The sequence below is a fragment of the Streptomyces glaucus genome, from assembly GCF_039533365.1.
Taxonomy (GTDB): domain Bacteria; phylum Actinomycetota; class Actinomycetes; order Streptomycetales; family Streptomycetaceae; genus Streptomyces; species Streptomyces glaucus.
Window position 1 is genome coordinate 13,849 of sequence record NZ_BAAATK010000046.1, and the last position, 16,551, is coordinate 30,399.

Below are 16,551 nucleotides of genomic sequence, written 5' to 3' on the forward strand. Positions count from 1 at the left end.
ATGAAGATCTTCCAGCCGATGCTCTTCGTCGGCCTGGGCGGCACCGGTGGCCTGGTCGGCGCCGAACTGGAACGCAGACTGCGCGCCGAGCTGTGCGGCCCGGACGGCACCGCGCTCAGCCGCCTCAGCGGCCACGCCCCCTACCAGCTGCCCGACTGCCTGCAGTTCGTGTACGCGGACTTCAGCGAGACCGACCTGCAGCGGCTGCCGCAGTTCAACGTGGACCCGTCGCTGCGGGCCGCGTACGCCCGCACCTCCCGGGCCACCCACAACCTGCTGCCCAACTTCGACAGTTCGCCGGAAGTGACCAAGATGCTCCGGGCGAGCCTGCGCGAGGAGGTCGCCGACTGGCTGCCGCCGCGCATCGACGAGCCGAAGGTCACCCCGCTGCACAACGGCGCGGGCCAGCTGCCCACCGTCGGGCGCGCCGCCCTGTTCGCCACGCTGCGGCACGGCCTGGCCCCGGTGCTGGAGCCGCTGCTCCAGGCGATCGACGCGATGGCCAGGGCAGGGGGCGAGCTGAGCGAGCTCGGCGGCGGCAAGGTCAACGGCTGCGACGTGTTCGTCGCCTTCTCGGTGGCGGGCGGCACCGGCGCCGGGATCTTCCTGGACTACCTGCACCTGATCAACCACGCCTTCCGGCTGCGGCGCTTCGACGGGGTGAAGATCTACCCGCTGGTCGTGATGCCGTCGTCGTTCTCCGCGGCCACCGGCGGCGGGCGGGAGGCGGAGCTGAACGCGGCCCGCGCGCTGGTCGACCTGTTCCGGCTGGTGGACGGGCAGAACGCGCCGACGGAGGGCGCGGAGATCGGCGACCTCGACCAGGACTCCGGGTTCGCCGTCCGCTACCCGGGCACCTCCCCGATCCGGCTGCGCACCGGCATCCTGCCCACGGCGTTCCTGTTCAGCCCGACCGCCGGCATCCGCCCGGACGACCTGCGCCGCTCCATCGTCTCCCTGGTGATGTCGCTGATCGGCACCGAGCTGGGCGACGGCCGCTCCCGGGGCCGGACGACGGCGGCCGACGACGACTACCAGACCTTCGCCGCCAGCTTCATCAACCGCGGGGTGCACCGCAGCGCCGTGTCCCCCACCGGGATCGGCCGGCAGGGCGTCTCCACCAGCCTGGTGGCCTCCATGACCGCGCCGATGGACCAGCTCGCCGACCTGGTGGCGGGCCGGCTGCTGCGGGAGGCGGTCACGGATCTCGTGGAACGGCCGCGCAGCGAGCTGCGGGACCGGGCGGTGCCGATGATCCGGCAGCTGTTCGCCGACTCCCACCTGGAGGAGCTCTGGGAGCGCAGGCAGTTGCCGGTGCCGGAGCCCGACCCGCTGCCGCGCGGCGCGAGGAACATCGAGCAGGCGCTGGGCGAGCGGCTCGCGGACATGCAGCGGCTGCTGGCCGACCTCAGGGCCGTCGCCGACCGCGAGGCCGCCACGATGGCCGACCGGTTCGCCCCGCGCCCCGCTATCGACAAGCTGCTGCGGACCGTGGACCCGTTCCTCGCCGAGCGCGTCGTGCGGGGCGCCCCCGACAGCGACGAGCCCATCGCCCGGCTCGGTTTCCTCGGCATGCTGGACCACCGCGCCCGCGCCCCGCAGCGCCCGCCCGGGATCACCGAGCAGCCGCCCAGGACGCCGCGCATCAAGGGCCGGCTGGCCGGCATGTCCCCGGCCCGCTGGGGCGACGACGACGTGCAGGCGGCCGTCCGGGAGCAGGACGCCTGGTACCAGTGGCGCTGCCGGACCGTGTGGCACGAGGCCTGGCGGGAGCAGCAGCAGCACTGGCAGCCCCAGGCGGACACCGCCGGCACCGACCTCGGGCGCCTGGTGAACGCCTTCCGCCGCCACGGCGACCAGGAGCCCAAGGTCTCGCAGCAGAAGGGCCTCGAACTGTACGAGGACCGCACCGGCATCTCGTACCTGCTGCCGCCGCAGCGCACCCTGAACCACTTCTACGAGGACGTGGTCACCCGGCTGCTCCGCCGGGAGGGCCTGCGCGACAACGACGACGAGGCCGCGCTCCTGCTCAAGCTGGTCGACGGCGACACCTGGCGCGCGGTCCACACGCAGAGCCGGCGCAACCCCGAGGGCGCGGTGGCGACCGTCAAGTCGCTGCTGGAGGGCCGGATCACGCGGCTGTTCGCCGAGAGCGGCACGCACCTGGAGGACCGCCCGCTGCTGCCGTCCATGGGCACGCTGCTGGCCGCCGCGGCGGGCGACGCGGACGCCGCCGACCAGGTCGGCAAGGAGGCGCTCGACCTGTTCGGCCGCAAGCTGGCCGGGCTGCTGCCGGTGGGGTTCACCCCGGAGGGCACCGGGCCGCTGCGGGTCCTCGTCACCCATCCGCGGGTCCAGGCCGTGGAGGAGGTGCAGGAGTTCCTCGGCAAGACGCTCCGGCTGCCCTCGGACGCGAAGAACTCCGTGGAGTACCGGGGAGTGGAGAGCGACTCGATCACCGTGGTCCTCTTCCGCAGCGAGATGAGCCTGACGCAGGTGCCCGAGGCCCGCAAGGTGCTGCGCCAGTGGGCGCGGGCCAAGGACTCCGAGCAGGCCCAGGACGTGCTGCGGTGGCGTCAGCGGCTCGGCTGGCGGGACAGCTGGATGGTGAGCAGCGAGGAGGACCGGCGCACCATCCTGCACCGGCTGCTGTGCTGCATGTGGAACGGCCAGGTGGACGTGGTGGACGGCGACCCGGCGTCGCCGGAGCGGATCCGGCTGCGGCTGTTCCCCGAGAGGGGCGCGCAGGTGCCCGGCGTCCGGCTGCGGCTCGGGGACTTCCCCGGCGGCGTGTCGAGCTGGGCGGAGCTGCTGCGCAGTTACGAACGCTGGACCGTCCTCGACGACGAGCGGACCGTCGAGGACTACTGCCGCGAGCTGATGGGGACCCAGCCGCTGGGGCTCGCCCGGTCCGGCAGCGAGCCCCATCCGCTCTTCGTCGACCTGGTCGAGAAGATCGCCCCGCGCCAGCTGGAGCTGCTGGCCCACCGCCGGGAGCGCGGCGGTGAGCGGGTCGAGGGGTGGGTGCGGCCGCTGTGGGAGTTCTGGGCGGAGACCCTGCCGGCCGCCCTGGACACCGAGTTCGGCGACCAGCGCGCCGTCCAGCCGACCCTGCGCACGCTCCTGGAACACGTCCGCGGCGGCACGCCGGCGGCACGGCCGCGGCTCCGCGAGGTCCTCGCGGAGCCGCGGCGCGCCGTGCCCGAGGACGACGACTGGGGCACCGTGCCGCGCGACTCCTTCCACGAGTACCGGGGCGACGGCACCGGGGCGCACGGGCGCCGCACCCCCGTGAACGGCCACGACGACCCCTACGACCGGGAGGACACACCGGGCACCCGGACACGGCCCGCGTACGACGAGCCCTACGACCGGGAGGACACCCGACCCGCACGAGCACGGGCCACGTACGACGACCCCTACGACCGGGAGGACACACCGGACACCCGGACACGGCCCGCGTACGACGAGCCGTACGGGGACGAACGCGGCGTGCGTGCGGGCGGTGGGCGCCGGGACGGTGCGGGCGGGCGCCGCGCCGCCCGCTACGACGACGAGGAGTACGGCACCGGCGAGGGCCGCGCCGGGAGCGGTGGCCGGCCCCCGGCGCCCTGGGACGAGCCCGGCGGGACCGGGTCGTTCGACGCGGCCGGCGACCGGGACCCGGATCGCCGCAACCCCTGGGACGGTGACGCGCAGTGAGCACGCCCGAGGAGTTCGGCGGCGTCATCCAGCTGGACCTGCGGACCGGGGCGGCCGGGCTCGACACCGCGGCGGCCCTGCGCGCCAGGGTCGCCCGGCAGCTGGGCCGGGCCGGGCTGCCGGAACCCGACGACCCGCTGTTCCTGGTGATCGACACCCCGGCCGGGCTCACCGACCACCAGGTGCAGTACGAGCTGCTCACCGGCTACCGGGCCGTGGGCGAGGTCAGGCTCCTGGTGCTGCTGGTGGGCAGCGCGCCGGGTTCGTACGCCGGTGCGGAGGAGGCGTTCCAGCCCGACCGGCGGCTGGTGCGGCCCGCCGTGCTGCGGTCCTCGGGCACCGCGCTGCTGTGGGCGGGCGATCTGCGCTCGGCCCGTACGGCGCTGGAGCAGCCCGCGCCCGACGACCCGGACGCGCTGGCGGTCCTGGTGGACGTGCTGTCGGTGCCGGACGTCTACCTCCGGGTCCTCGACGGCGCCAGGTCGCTGCCCGACGCCGTCGCCGCGCCCGGGGTGCGGCTGCTGGAGCAGGACCTGCCGCCCGAGGTGCGCGACCGGGCCTGGCGGGACGCGCTCGCCCGGTTCGCCGGCGAGGACGTCGAACTCGCGCCCGGTGTGCCGGCCCCCGCCTGGTCCGGGGCCGACCTGCCGGAGCCGCTGCGGCGGCTGGTTGCGGGCCGGGGCGGCCGGGACCGGGGGCACCGGGAGCCCGGCGGGCCGGCGGACGACGCCTACCGCGCGTGCGCGCAGGCCCTCGACTTCGCCGAGGAGGAGCTGGCCGGGCTGCGGACCCTGCCCGGGCTGCTGCGGCCCGCCCGCCGGGCGGCGTTCGAGGCGGACCTCGACCGGGCGCGCCGGGCGCTCGACGAGTACCGGGATCTCGTCGGCACGGCCCTGAGAGGCGACGACGGCACGGCACCGTCCGCGGCCGAGGCGACGGCCCGGCTCACGGCCCTGGGTCTGCGGGTGCCCTCGGCCGAGGGGACGGGCGAGCGGATCGGTGAGGGCCTGAGGGAGTTCGCCGGGAAGCTGCTGGGCCAGGGGCTGGCCCTGCGGTCGGTGGCCCAGCGCTTCACCGGCCTGGCCGGCCGGGTGGAGCCGGTGCCGGGCACGGCGCTGCTGCCGAAGCTCGCCGCCTGGTCCGCGAACGCCCCGGCCCGGCGGTCCGAGGCGGTGGCCGGTCCGGTCCGCGGACCGGCGGCGGCCGTGGCGGGGGCGGCCGCGGCGGGGGTGCTCGGGGCGCTGTGGCAGGGGCCCCTCCTCGCGCTGGCGCTCGTCGTGCCGCTGCTGTTCGTGGGGGTGGCGGTGCTCGGGGCGGCCCGGCTGCGGGAGGCCGGGCGCCCCGGTCGCTGGGCGGTGGCCCCCCGGGTCGCCGCGTCCGGCGGTGCCGTGGCCGGGGCGGCGGTGGCGTACGCGGCCGCGCCCCCGGTGTGGCTGGGCACCGTGGGTCTGCTGGCGGGCCTGGGCGTCGCGGTGGAGGCGGCGCGCCGGCTGTGGCGGTCGGCGGCCGGCTCCTGGGCTCCGGGCCGCGCGGCCGCCGCGCTGCGGCGGGCCCTGGAGGAGCTCGACGCCCTGCTGGCCGAGGCGGTGCGGGAGCACTGGGCCGTCAAGGAGCGCCTGTACTGCGCCGACGCCGCCCGGTCCGTCGCCGGCATGCTGCGGGCGACGGCCGCCGCCGCGGAGGCCGAGGCGCTGCCCGGGCCGGACCAGCCCGCGGCGGCCGGCGCGGTCGGCTTCGCGGCCGGCGCCGGGATGCCCGCCGAGGACGACTGGCTCGCCGGCTCCCCGGCCCTGGAGGCGGACCCGCACACCGGGTCCGACGACGGCGGGAGCGACTGGGCGAGCGTGTACGCCTGGCAGGACGGGCCGGCGGACGACGAGCCCGCCGACGGCACGGACGACGACATGTTCCCCACCGCTGTCCGGGACGACCGCGCCGGGAGCGTGCCGCGCTGGCTGGACCGCGAGAGCGGCGAGGGCGGACCGGAGCTGGTCGCCACCCTGGCCGCTGATCTGACGGACGCCGCCCTGCTGGCGATGGCGCCGTACTGGGGTGCCGTCGAGCGCGGCCAGGCCGGCGCCCTCGCCGTCCGGCGCGCCGAGGAACGGGTCCGCGAGCTGCTGTCGACGGCCCGCCGTCACCTCCGGCACAACGGGGTGCTGACCCCGCCCCCGTTCGCCGCGGCCCACCGCGTCCGCGCCGCCTCGGCGAGCCTGCTGGGCACCGATCCGCGCCGGCTGGCCGCCCTGGTGGGCTCGGACGCCGACCGGCAGGCCGTGGTGCAGCTGTCCTCGCCCGAGCAGGGCGCGCTGCTCAGCCGCGACCCGGCGGCCGCGGTGTGGATCAGGTTCGCTCCGGACGCCGTGCGCGACGAGGTCGAGAAGGTCTGGCAGGCGAGCGGTCCGGGCCGGCCGGAGGAGGTGCTGTGGACGTCGTCGGGCCGGTACGCGGGCCTGGTGCGGCTCACCCCGCTGCGGCTCGGCGTGGTGCACACCGTCCGGCCCCGCCAGGGCGCCGACCACGACCGGGGGGACGGGTACAGCCAGGCGGACGGGTACGGCCGGGGGGACGCCTACGACGGGGCGGACTCCTACGACCGGGTGGACGGGTACGACCGGGCGGACGGGTACGACCGGACGCGCATCGCCTACGAGTACGACCCGCGCACGTACGACCCGGTCGGCGGGCACGAGCCGACGAACCCGTACGACCCGGCGCCCGACCGGAACCGCCCGACGAACCCGTACGACCGAGGGGACGGCGACCGCCGGTGACCAGCACGATCCACCCCCGCCCGGCGGGGCCGGGCGGGCCGCGGCCGGCCCCGCTCGCGTTCACCGAGCCCTCGGGGCGGCGTCGCGTCACCCCTGCCCGCTTCGGCCGTGAGTCCCGCCGCGATCCGCTGCTGCCCCAGCTGGTCCGCAACGGCCTGCTCGACGACGAGGGGCAGCAGTGCGTCCAGGTCCGCCTGAGTGCCGCCGACGCGGCGAACCCGGCGGCGCGCGCCCTGCTCGACACGGAGGCGGGCACCGCCCTGCACCTGCACCGCGTGCTCGACGGCACGGAGTACGCCGCGCTCTTCCCGACGATCGTCGGCTACGAGCTGGACGTGGCCGAGCCCTTCCTGCTGTACGCCGCGCCGCGCGGCACCGCCGCCGCGCGGACCCATGTGATGTCCGCGACGGACCAGCGGGTCCTCACCCGGGACCTGATGCTCGCGCTGTGCCTGCTGGACCGGCAGGGCCTGGTGCCGCGCGGCATCTCGCCCGCCACCGTGCTCTGGGACGGCGTCTCGGTCCAGCTGTGGGGGCTGGAGGCGATGACCCGCGCCGGACAGCCGCGCAGCCCGTGGGGCCGGTCGCCGTACTGCTCGCCCGAACAGCGCCGCGGCGAGGGGACCGCCGACCCCCGGGACGGGGTGTGGAGCGCGGCCCAAGTGCTCTACCAGCTGGTGACCGGACGGCCCGGTCACGCCGAGCGGGCGCCCGCCGACCTCGGGGAGCACCGGGTGCTCGACCGGACGCTGCGGGGCGCCTTCGCCCCGCGGGCGGCCGACCGGCCGACGCCCGACCAGTTGCTGGACCTGCTGGCGCCGGGTGCCGCCCGCCGGATCGCGCTCACCGTGCCCGCCGACGAGTCCCGCCCGCACCACGAGGCCTTCGAGCAGGCGCTGCGTCTGAAGCGGCGGGCTCCGGTCGCCGTCCGGCCCCCGCACGGCTCCGCGGCGGCGGACGGGTCCGGCGCCGGCGAGGTGCTCTGCCCGTACTGCCTGGGCACGATCCGCCTCGATCCGGGGTCCCTGTTCGTCACCGACAGCAGGAAGCAGTACCGGCCGCTGGATCCCTCGGGCATCGGCAACGCCCTGCGGCGGCAGGACGTCCTGCGGTCCGCCGTCCAGAAGTGCACGGCGGACCCGGACTTCCCCGACCACTTCATCCCGGTGCCCTACCTCACCCACGGCCGCCCCCTGACCGTCGCGATGGTCGGCCAGTCCTCCACCGGCAAGAGCCATCTGCTCACCCAGATGATCGCGGCGATCGCCGACGGCGGGCTGGAGCCGTTCGGCCTGAAGTGGCAGTCCGTCAACCCCGAGCAGCACGCGCGGTTCGTACGCGAGCAGGTGCAGCCGCTGCGCAACGGCCGGGTCCTGGACCACACCACCGGCCTGGGCCTGGACGGCTTCGCCCGCTTCGTGGAGTCCCTGCTGCTGACCGACGCCCGCGGGCGGGTCCGCCCGGTCGCCTTCTTCGACCTCGGCGGCGAGGACCTGGTGCGGACCGACGCGGCGCTGCGGTTCCTGCTCGGGATCGACGCGCTGGTCTTCGTCGTCGACCCGGCGCTGGCGCTCCCGCTGCCGCATCTGGACCACGTCAGGCAGCGGTGGGGGGTGGAGGTGAACCGGGACGGCGATCTCGCCTTCGGCACCGTGCTGGACCGGCTGCCGAAGAACGGCCCGTATCTGGAGGTGACGGCCGCGATGGTGCTCGGCAAGGCGGATCTCCTCCGGTTCCAGCCGCCGGTCGACCGCTGGCTGGGCCGGCCGCCCGCCACCTCGCTCGACCCCGAACTCGTGCGCGCGGAGAGCCGGGACGTGTACGGGCTGCTGCGCCGGCACGCGGGCCGGGCCTGGCTGCGCCCCTTCGACGCGATCCGCCGGTGCACCCTGCACGTCGCGTCCGCCACCGGCGGCCTGGAGGAGCGGGGCCGCTACCCGGTGGGGGCGGGGCCCCGGCGGGTGCTGGAGCCATTGCTGGCCGTACTGGCGCTGCACGGGCTGATCGACGTGCCGGGCGGCGCCGAGGCGCTCGCCGTGGGGCAGGAGCCCGCGATCGAGGCCCCGCCGCCGGAGGAGGCGGAAGGGGCGGCGGGAGCGGGGGGATCCATGGGAGGGGAGTACGAGTGAGCGACTACCAGGACCGCGGGACGGGCACCGGCGACACCGGCGGCACGGTGCACCAGATCGTCTTCCGGTGGGACGGCAACCACGGCCGCCAGGGCACCGGCATGAACGCCGTGGCCCACTCCTGCTCCCCCGAGCGGGCCGAGGAGCTGGGCCGGGAGCTCGGCCCGCTGCTGTGGGTGTCCGGCGCGGACGCCGCGCGGCGGAGCGTCGTGCGCACCCTGTCCCGCGACGGCGACGTCATGCTCGTGCAGCGCTGGCCCACCACCGACCGGGGCGGGCGGCCCAGCACGGTCAGTCACGTCCTGGTCGGCGATCCCAGCGTCCTGAAGACCCGGCAGTGCATCGGCCTCTCGTACGGCGGCTGGGGCAGCCGGGAGTCCGCCGAGCAGGCGTCCGGGCCGCAGCGCACGGTCGCCTGCTCGGACCTCGCCGCGCTGGCGCGCAAGCGGCTGCCGGGCATGCTGGAGCTGCTCCCGACGGTCGAGCACGCGCTGATCCTGGTGACCGCCGAGTGGCTGCGCGACCCGGCGCAGCGGGTGTCGCTGCTCGCCGCGCGGGAGCGGTCGCCCGGCTGGCCGGACCGGGACGCGGCGCCGCTGGTGTACCTGGGGCTGTTCCTGCTCTTCGGGTCCTGGCTGGACCGGGAGTGGACGTTCGCCACGTACGACACGGTGGACACCCATCCGCTGCGCCTGACGTGCGTCCCGCGCTGGGAGCCGGACACGGGCGGTTCCGGCCCGCTGGCGCGCGTCATGGACTGGGCGCCCGCCAGCCCCCGGTTCGAGCACCGGGCGGCGGCCCGGCTGGTGGACCACCTCCTCACCCATCCGCAGGAGGGTCCCGGGGTGCCGCAGCTGGTCGACGAGTTCCGCGACGGCGCGGCGCTCGGCTGGGCGCAGCGGCGCGCCCGGCTGCAGGAGATCCTCGCCCCGGACCGGCCGCCCGGCCCGCACCGCGGCACGCCCGCGTCCCGCGCCGCGGACCCGTCACCGCACGGACACCGCGACCACGGCCCGGCCCGGTCCTCGCTCACGGCCCCTCCCCCGGAGCCGTACCCGACGCCCACGCCTCCGGCCGCTTCCCCGGAGCCGTACCCGGCACCCGCACCCCGGACCTCTCAGGACCCGTATCCGACGCCCACGCCTCCGGCCGCTTCTCCGGAGCCGTATCCGACGCCCGCGCACCAGCCCCCTTCGACCCCGTACCCGACACCCGCACCTGGGACCCCTCCGGACCCGTACCCGACACCCACCCCCCAGGCCCCTCCGGACCCGTACCCGACACCCGCACCCCGAGCCACTCCCCCGGAGTCCTCGGTCGCCTTCCCGTCGGCGCCTCCGGGGCCCGTCCGGGCCGTGTCCGCCCACGGGCCGGCCGTGCCCCCCGGCGGCCCCGGCGGCGGGCACCCGGCGGACGATCCCCGGGCGCGTGAGCTCCACCGGGAGTTGTGCGAGCACCGGCGCGGGGACGTCGTGCAGCGCGGCCTCCTGGCGGCGCGGCTGCGTGAGCTGCCCGACGAGCTGCTCCTGCGCGAGCTGCGCTCCGGCGAGCTGCCGCCGGACTCCGTGGAGCTCCTGCTGGACGAACTGGGGGACGCCCGCCGGGTCCGGGAGCGCGGTCCGGCGATGCGGCACGAGCTGTGCGCGGAAGTGCTCCGCAACGGCCTGTACCTCGCCCCGCACGGGCAGGGGTCGGCGCCGGTGTCGAGGACGGCCGCGGCCGGCCGGGCCGCCGACCTGTTCACCTGGGCCGTCGCCCCGCTGGCCCGGGACGGGCGCTATCTGCACGACCTGCTGGAACTGCTGCACCGTATGAGCCGGGACCGCCACCCCAGCGCGGGCACCTGGCTCCAGCGGGCCATCATCGCCCCGGCGAACGGCCAGGTCCCCGACCTGCCGCCGGCCTTGTGGCAGCAGATCCTGCGCGACGTGATCAGCCGGACCGACGGACCGCCCGCGGCTCCCGCGCCGCCCTCCGCCTCGCATCCGCCCGCGTCCGCCCCGCGGTCCTTCGCCGGCCCGCCGGAGCCGGCCGCCCGCGCGGCCCGGTTCGCCGGGCTGACGCACCAGCCGGGCTGCGTGATCGGAGCCTTCCTGGGGGTGATCGCCGTACTCGTCGCCCTGACGCTGGTCGCCCTCTGACGCGCCGGCCGTCTGCCGGGCGCGGGGCCGGGGTATCCGCACCCATATGCGCAACATCCTGGTGGGCACGTGTTCCTGGACCGATCGCGCGCTGGTCGGCAGCGGCTGGTATCCGGCGGGGCGGCGGGACGCCGAGGGGCGGCTGCGGTACTACGCCGAGCGGTTCGGGGTCGTCGAGGTGGACGCGTCGTACTACGCACTGCCCGGCGCGCGCAACAGCCGGCTGTGGGTGGAGCGGACACCGGCCGGGTTCGTGTTCGACGTGAAGGCGTTCTCGCTGCTCACCGGGCATCCGACGCGGGACGCGGCGATGCCGCGCGGGCTGCGGGCCGACCACCGGGACCCGGCGGTGCTCGACGAGGTGTGGGCGCTGTTCCGCGCGGGGATCGAGCCGTTGCGGGAGGCGGGGCGGCTGGGGAGCGTGCTGTTCCAGTTCCCGCCGTGGCTGCGGCCCGGTCCCCGCGCGGAGGCGTTCCTGGCGGAGTGCGCCGCGCGGACCGCCGGGTGGCCCGTCGCCGTGGAGTTCCGGCATCCCGCGTGGTGGGCCGAGGAGCGGTACGAGGAGACGTGCGCGCTGCTCGCGCGGCACGGCATGGCCGCCGTCGCCGTCGACATGGCGCAGACGCTGCCGTCCTCCGTCCCGCCGGTCACCCCCGTCACCGCGCCCCGGCTGTCCGTCGTGCGGTTCCACGGGCGCAGCCCGGCCTGGGGCACCGGCAGCAAGGAGGACCGGTTCCGGCACGAGTACCGCGAGGACGAACTCGCCGAGTGGGTGCCCCGGGTGCGCGACCTCGCCGACCGGGCCGAGCAGGTGCACGTGCTGTTCAACAACTGCTGCGCGGACGCCGCCGTACGGGCCGCCGAGACCATGGCCCGGCTGCTCGGCCGGGACGCCGCCGCTCCCCCGGTCGCCCCGCGGTCCGCGCCGTCACCGTCACCGTCACCGGCACCTGGTCCAGCTCCGGCGCCCTGACCGTCGCCTTCGCCGTCCGGGCCCCGGCGAGCGGGAGGGTGACGGTGCCGGTGCCCCGGTGACCGTCCGGGCCGGTGAGGCGCGCGTCGACCGGGCCGGTGTCCTCGGCGGGGAGGACGAAGGGCGGGCGGAGTCCGGGGACCGGGGCCGGGCCGCCGTCCGGTCCGAGGACCACGGCCTGCGCCGAGTCGTCGCCGGTGCGGGCCGGGCCGGGGGTGGTCCGCGCCCTGCCCCGGCCGCTGCCGCCGCCCGCGCCCGTGACGGGGGCAGCGTGTCCCCGGAGCGGGCTCACGGCCGGCACAGGGGTCCGATCCGGTCGGCCGCCGCCGGGTAACGCGCCGTCAGTTCGGCGGCGTCGCCGTGTTCGTAGTCCTCGTAGGTGAAGCCGGGCGCCATGGTGCAGCCGAACAGCGTCCACGCGCCGCCCGCCGCCACCCGCCCGCCCGTCCAGGTGCCGGCGGGGACGGTGAACTGGACGTGCTGGCCGCCCAGCACGTCCGGGCCGAGCACGGCCGTGTCCACCGTGCCGTCGGCGCCGAGCAGCAGCAGTTCCAGCGCGTCGCCGAGGTGGAAGTGCCAGATCTCGTCGGCGGGCAGGCGGTGCAGGGCGGAGAAGTCGCCGGGGCGGGAGGTCAGCAGGGCCAGGATGGCGGTGCCCTCCGGCCGGCCGTCGGGGCGTGCGGGCCCGGTCCAGGTGCGCCGGAACAGTCCGCCCTCGCGCGGGATCGGCTCCAGCCCGTAGTGCGCGACGAGGTCTTCGGGGCTCACGCCGGGAAGGCTACCTCCCGGGTGAGGAAGGCGAGCCGGGCCTTCTTCTCCGGCAGGTACACGTCGGGCAGGTCGACCTCCGGCAGGACGACGGCCGGGCCCGCGGTGAAGCCCTGCCGCAGGAGCCGGGCGATCGCCCGCTCGTTGCGCACGTCCGGGTCGGCCACGATCCGCGTCCGGCCCAGCCCGAGCAGGACGTAGGAGGTGACGACGTCCAGCAGCGCCGCCGTCCAGCCCGGGCGCGCCCCGCCCGGTCCGGCGGGCGCGACCAGCAGGTGGACGCCGATGTCGCCGGGCCGGACCGGATAGCACTCGCCGACCCGGTCGGCCTCCGGCTCGTACGTCTGCAGCAGCGCGGCCGGTTCGCCGTCCCGCACCAGCAGGAAGGCGTGGTGGGTGTCGAGGGTGTCCAGATGGGCGTAGATCTCGGCGACCTGGTCCCGGGTGAGGCCGTTCATGCCCCAGAAGGCGGCCCGCTCCTGGCTCGTCCAGGCGTGGACCACGGCGGCGTCGGCCCGGGCGTCGAGCGGCAGGACGCGGACGGTGCCGAAGCCGTCGACGGTCTGCTCGTGCACGGGTGTGCGGGAGGTGTACGGGTCAGGCATCGCTCTCCTCGGTGAGCCGGTCCCAGTCGGTGACGACCGGGACGAGGTCTCCCCCGAGCCACCGGGGGAGCTGGTCGCGGTGGTGGGGCGAGCCGGGGACGCCCGACGCGCCGAACGGCACCACCCACAGGCTGTCCTCCCGGCGGGCCAGGTCCCACACGTACCGGGCGGCCGGGCCGCGCGCGGCGCGGTCGGTGACGCCGGGCACCGCCGAGGTGCACAGCACGCAGTCGTGGTCGCCGGACAGGCCCGGCTCGTCCTGCGGGGCGCCCGCGAGGGCCCGCCAGGGGGCGAGGCGGTGGGTGTCGCCCCAGGGCGCGGGCGGCTGCGCCGCGGCCACCTCCTCCAGGGCGGCGCGGGCGGCCCCGGCGCGGTCGACGCCGTACAGCTCCCCGGCGCGCAGCAGGTGCTCCAGGGCGTAGCCGACGCGCGGGACGAGGGCGAGCCAGGGCAGGAACAGCTCCGGGTACGCGGGCGGCGCGGCCAGCGCGGCGAACGCCTCCTGCGCCGCCAGCCGCCGGACGACCGCGCCGCGCACCGCCGCGTAGGCGGCGGCGTCCGCGCTGTGGGCGTCCATGCGGCGGTCCCAGCGCAGCAGGCGGTCGCGCAGGGCGGCGGCCCCCGGGGTCAGCCCGGCCAGGGAGGCCAGCAGGTCCAGCAGGGGCGCGGCGGACGCCAGGTGGGTGTCCATGTGCACGGCCGGCTGGTCGGCGGCCGACCAGCGCTCCTTCCGGGCCAGCAGGGCGGCGATGCGGTCGGCGCGGTGCGGCGGGGCGAACTCGACGCCGAGGGGCGTGGCGGGGCCGCGCTGGTTGGCCATCACGGCGACGCCGTCGGTCAGTCCGGCGCGCGGCGTCTCGTGCCAGCCGTGCCACTCGTGGCCGGGCTCCCAGGCGGGCACGAGGCGGACCCGGTTGGCGGCGGCGCGCACCGGGACCCGGCCCGCGACCCGGTGCAGCAGCCCGCCCTCGGTGTCGGCGGCCTGCACCACGTTGACCGGCTCGGCCCACCGGTCCAGGGCGGCGTCCACGTCGGCGACGCGGCGGGCCCGCAGCAGCGGCAGCAGGGCGCCGAAGCCCAGGTCGGCGGTGACGCGCGGCGGGTAGCGCAGGCTGATCGCGACCGCCGGGTCCGGCACCCCGCCGTCCGGGCCCTCGGGGAGCCCCTCGGGACCGCCGATGATCACCGGTCCCCGGTCGGTCTCGATGACCTCGACCTCGACCGGCTCCTCGCCGGCCACCTCGACGATCTCGGTGTGCCGGGCGGCCCGCCGCCAGGTGCCGTCGGGGCCGAGCGCCTCGACGCCGGCGCCGGTGCGCCGCAGCCGCTCCCGGTACAGGTCCTGGTAGTCGGCCATGGCGTTGGTGATGGCCCAGGCGACCGTGCCGGTGTGGCCGAAGTGGGCGATGCCGGGGGCGCCGGGCACGGCGAGGCCGACGACGTCGAACTCCGGGCAGGACAGGTGGATCTGCTGGTAGACGCCGGGGTCCTCGATGAAGCGGTGCGGGTCGCCCGCGATGATCGCCTGCCCGGTCACCGTCCGCTCCCCGGACAGCAGCCAGCCGTTGCTGCCCGCGGTGCCGGGGCCGTCGGTGGCGAACAGGGCGACGGCGTCCGCGCCGAGGTGCCGTACGACCTGTTCGCGCCAGAGCTTGGCCGGGAAGCCCGCGAAGAGGATGTGGGTGGCGAGCCAGACGCCCAGCGGCGTCCAGGGCTCCCAGCGGCCGGGGGCGAGGCCGGCGCGGGCGAACTCGGGGGCCGTGGCCCCGGCCAGCCCTTCGGTCACGCCGTCGGCGTACGCCCGCACCCAGTCGGCGGTCTCCGGGTCCCGTTCCGCCAGGGCAGCGAAGCAGCGGCGGGCGGTGTCGGCGAGGCGGGCGCGCCGGGCGAACCGGTCCCAGGACAGGGCTCCGGGGCCGAGGAAGGACGCCGAGGTGCCCTGGGCCCGGTGCCGCTCGACCTCCAGCTGCCAGGCGCGGTCGCGGGCGGTGACGCGGCCCTGGGCGCGGGCGAGCTCGATCGCGCTGTCGGCGCGCAGATGCGGGATGCCCCAGGCATCGCGGTAGATCTCGGTCGCCACCCGTGCCCCTGCTTTCTTTTAGGTTAGGCTCGCCTAAGTTTGACGCGGCTGTGGCGGAATCGTACGCGAGGGGTGAAGAGGTCCGCGGACGGGGGCGGGAGCGGAACCGGGACCGGGAGGGCGCGCTCCTCAAGCCGCCGCCCGGAGTCCGCGGTTCCCGAGCCGCCGCGCGGACTTCACGGTCCCCGAGCCGCCGCGCGGGTGGACGCCGGCCCCGTGCCGGCCGCGCGGGGCGTCACCCCGCACCGCCGTCGCCGGTCCTCCCCGTCGCCGGTCCTCCCCGTCGCCGGTCCTCCCGGCGGCGGCCTGCCGGCGGGGCGGGCGTCAGCCTCCCGGCCCGCTCCCGGTGGCGGACGCGCCGCGCGCGGTCCAAGCATGGACCATGACCGAGCCACCGACCGGCTCCCCCTGGAACCCGGAGTACGACGACCGCCGCGTCCACGCCCGGCACGCGTCGGCCGCCTCCGCTCCGGGCGGTCATGAACCGGAGCCGCCCCTCGCGGGCCCGCTGCGCCTGCTGTCCCGCTCCGCCTGGCGGACCGTCCTGCTCACCGGTGCCGCGTCCCTGGTGCTGGGCGTGCTGGTGCTGGTCCGGCCGGGGGCGTCCCTGCTCGCCGCCGGGGTGCTGTTCGGGCTCTATCTCCTCGCGAGCGGCGTCCTCCAGCTCGCCGCCGCCTTCGGCACCCACCGGACGGCCGCACTGCGCGTCCTCGCGTTCGTCAGCGGCGCCCTGTCGATCCTGCTGGGCCTGCTCTGCTTCCGCGGCCCCCTGCGGTCGGTCCTGCTGCTCGCGCTGTGGCTCGGGATCGGCTGGCTGTTCCGCGGCCTCACGCAGATCCTGGCCGCGGCCCACGACCCCGCGGCGCCCGCGCGGGGCTGGCAGCTCCTCCTCGGGGTGCTCACCGCCGCCGCGGGGGCCGTCCTGATCGCCTCGCCGCTGGAGTCGGTCGCCGTCCTCACGGTGGTCGGCGGCTGCTGGCTGGTCGCCGTCGGCGTCGTCGAGACCGTCACGGCGCTCCGTGTCCGCGCCCGCACCCGGCACGCCCCGCACACGCCGTGAACACCCCCCGCCCCATATCCCCCGCCCGCCGGCGGCCGGCCGGCGGCGGGCGGGCGCGTTCCCGCCGCCGGGGCGTCCGGCTGCGGGTGCTCGTCCTCCTGCTCGCCCTGCTCGCGTCAGGGGCGTACGGGGGCGCGCCGGCGGCGCCGGACACGGCGGTCGCCGCCGGGAGCGGGGGCGTGGCCGCCGAGCCCGATCCCCCCGGGACCGCCCTCGGGCCGCCCGCCCGGAGCGGTCGCCGGCCCCCCGCACTCCTGCGCCCCGCGCCCCTCCCGGACGCCGGTCCCGCCGGGACCGGCCGTCCCGCGCCCGTTGCGCC

Annotated in this window: 9 protein-coding genes; 6 read left to right on the forward strand and 3 right to left on the reverse strand. The window is 77.1% G+C overall.

The window, feature by feature from the left end; all coding sequences use genetic code 11:
• From ABD363_RS26225 to ABD363_RS26245, 5 genes are read left to right on the forward strand one after another with little or no spacing between them, the layout of a single operon-like run.
• Positions 1 to 3,702, forward strand: coding sequence for a tubulin-like doman-containing protein (locus ABD363_RS26225; RefSeq protein WP_344607804.1), 3,702 nt, complete (start codon positions 1 to 3; stop codon positions 3,700 to 3,702).
• Positions 3,699 to 6,476: a serine/threonine-protein kinase gene (locus ABD363_RS26230; RefSeq protein ID WP_344607806.1), complete on the forward strand. Its 2,778-nt coding sequence runs from the start codon at positions 3,699 to 3,701 to the stop codon at positions 6,474 to 6,476. The genes ABD363_RS26225 and ABD363_RS26230 overlap by 4 nt, the downstream gene beginning before the upstream one ends.
• Positions 6,473 to 8,605: a hypothetical protein gene (locus ABD363_RS26235; RefSeq protein ID WP_344607808.1), complete on the forward strand. Its 2,133-nt coding sequence runs from the start codon at positions 6,473 to 6,475 to the stop codon at positions 8,603 to 8,605. Before ABD363_RS26230 ends, ABD363_RS26235 begins: the two co-directional genes overlap by 4 nt.
• Positions 8,602 to 10,746, forward strand: a complete 2,145-nt coding sequence (locus ABD363_RS26240; protein WP_344607810.1) for a hypothetical protein — start codon at positions 8,602 to 8,604, stop codon at positions 10,744 to 10,746. The genes ABD363_RS26235 and ABD363_RS26240 overlap by 4 nt, the downstream gene beginning before the upstream one ends.
• 46 nt (positions 10,747 to 10,792) lie before the next feature.
• Positions 10,793 to 11,719, forward strand: coding sequence for a DUF72 domain-containing protein (locus ABD363_RS26245; protein ID WP_344607812.1), 927 nt, complete (start codon positions 10,793 to 10,795; stop codon positions 11,717 to 11,719).
• 288 nt (positions 11,720 to 12,007) lie between these two features.
• On the opposite strand, the gene ABD363_RS26250 is transcribed toward ABD363_RS26245, so the two are convergent.
• Genes ABD363_RS26250 through ABD363_RS26260 form a run of 3 tightly spaced genes read right to left on the reverse strand, consistent with a single transcriptional unit; the run spans position 12,008 to position 15,172 of the window.
• Entirely contained in the window at positions 12,008 to 12,487 is a 480-nt protein-coding gene (locus ABD363_RS26250) for a cupin domain-containing protein (protein WP_344607814.1), read from the reverse strand.
• Positions 12,484 to 13,092: a GNAT family N-acetyltransferase gene (locus ABD363_RS26255; protein ID WP_344607816.1), complete on the reverse strand. Its 609-nt coding sequence runs from the start codon at positions 13,090 to 13,092 to the stop codon at positions 12,484 to 12,486. The genes ABD363_RS26250 and ABD363_RS26255 overlap by 4 nt, the downstream gene beginning before the upstream one ends.
• Complete coding sequence (locus ABD363_RS26260; RefSeq protein ID WP_344607818.1) at positions 13,085 to 15,172, reverse strand: penicillin acylase family protein; 2,088 nt, start codon at positions 15,170 to 15,172, stop codon at positions 13,085 to 13,087. Before ABD363_RS26260 ends, ABD363_RS26255 begins: the two co-directional genes overlap by 8 nt.
• A 382-nt stretch (positions 15,173 to 15,554) precedes the next feature.
• On the opposite strand from ABD363_RS26260, the gene ABD363_RS26265 reads away from it, so the two are divergent.
• Positions 15,555 to 16,232: an HdeD family acid-resistance protein gene (locus ABD363_RS26265; RefSeq protein WP_344607820.1), complete on the forward strand. Its 678-nt coding sequence runs from the start codon at positions 15,555 to 15,557 to the stop codon at positions 16,230 to 16,232.
• Positions 16,233 to 16,551: the final 319 nt, after the last annotated feature.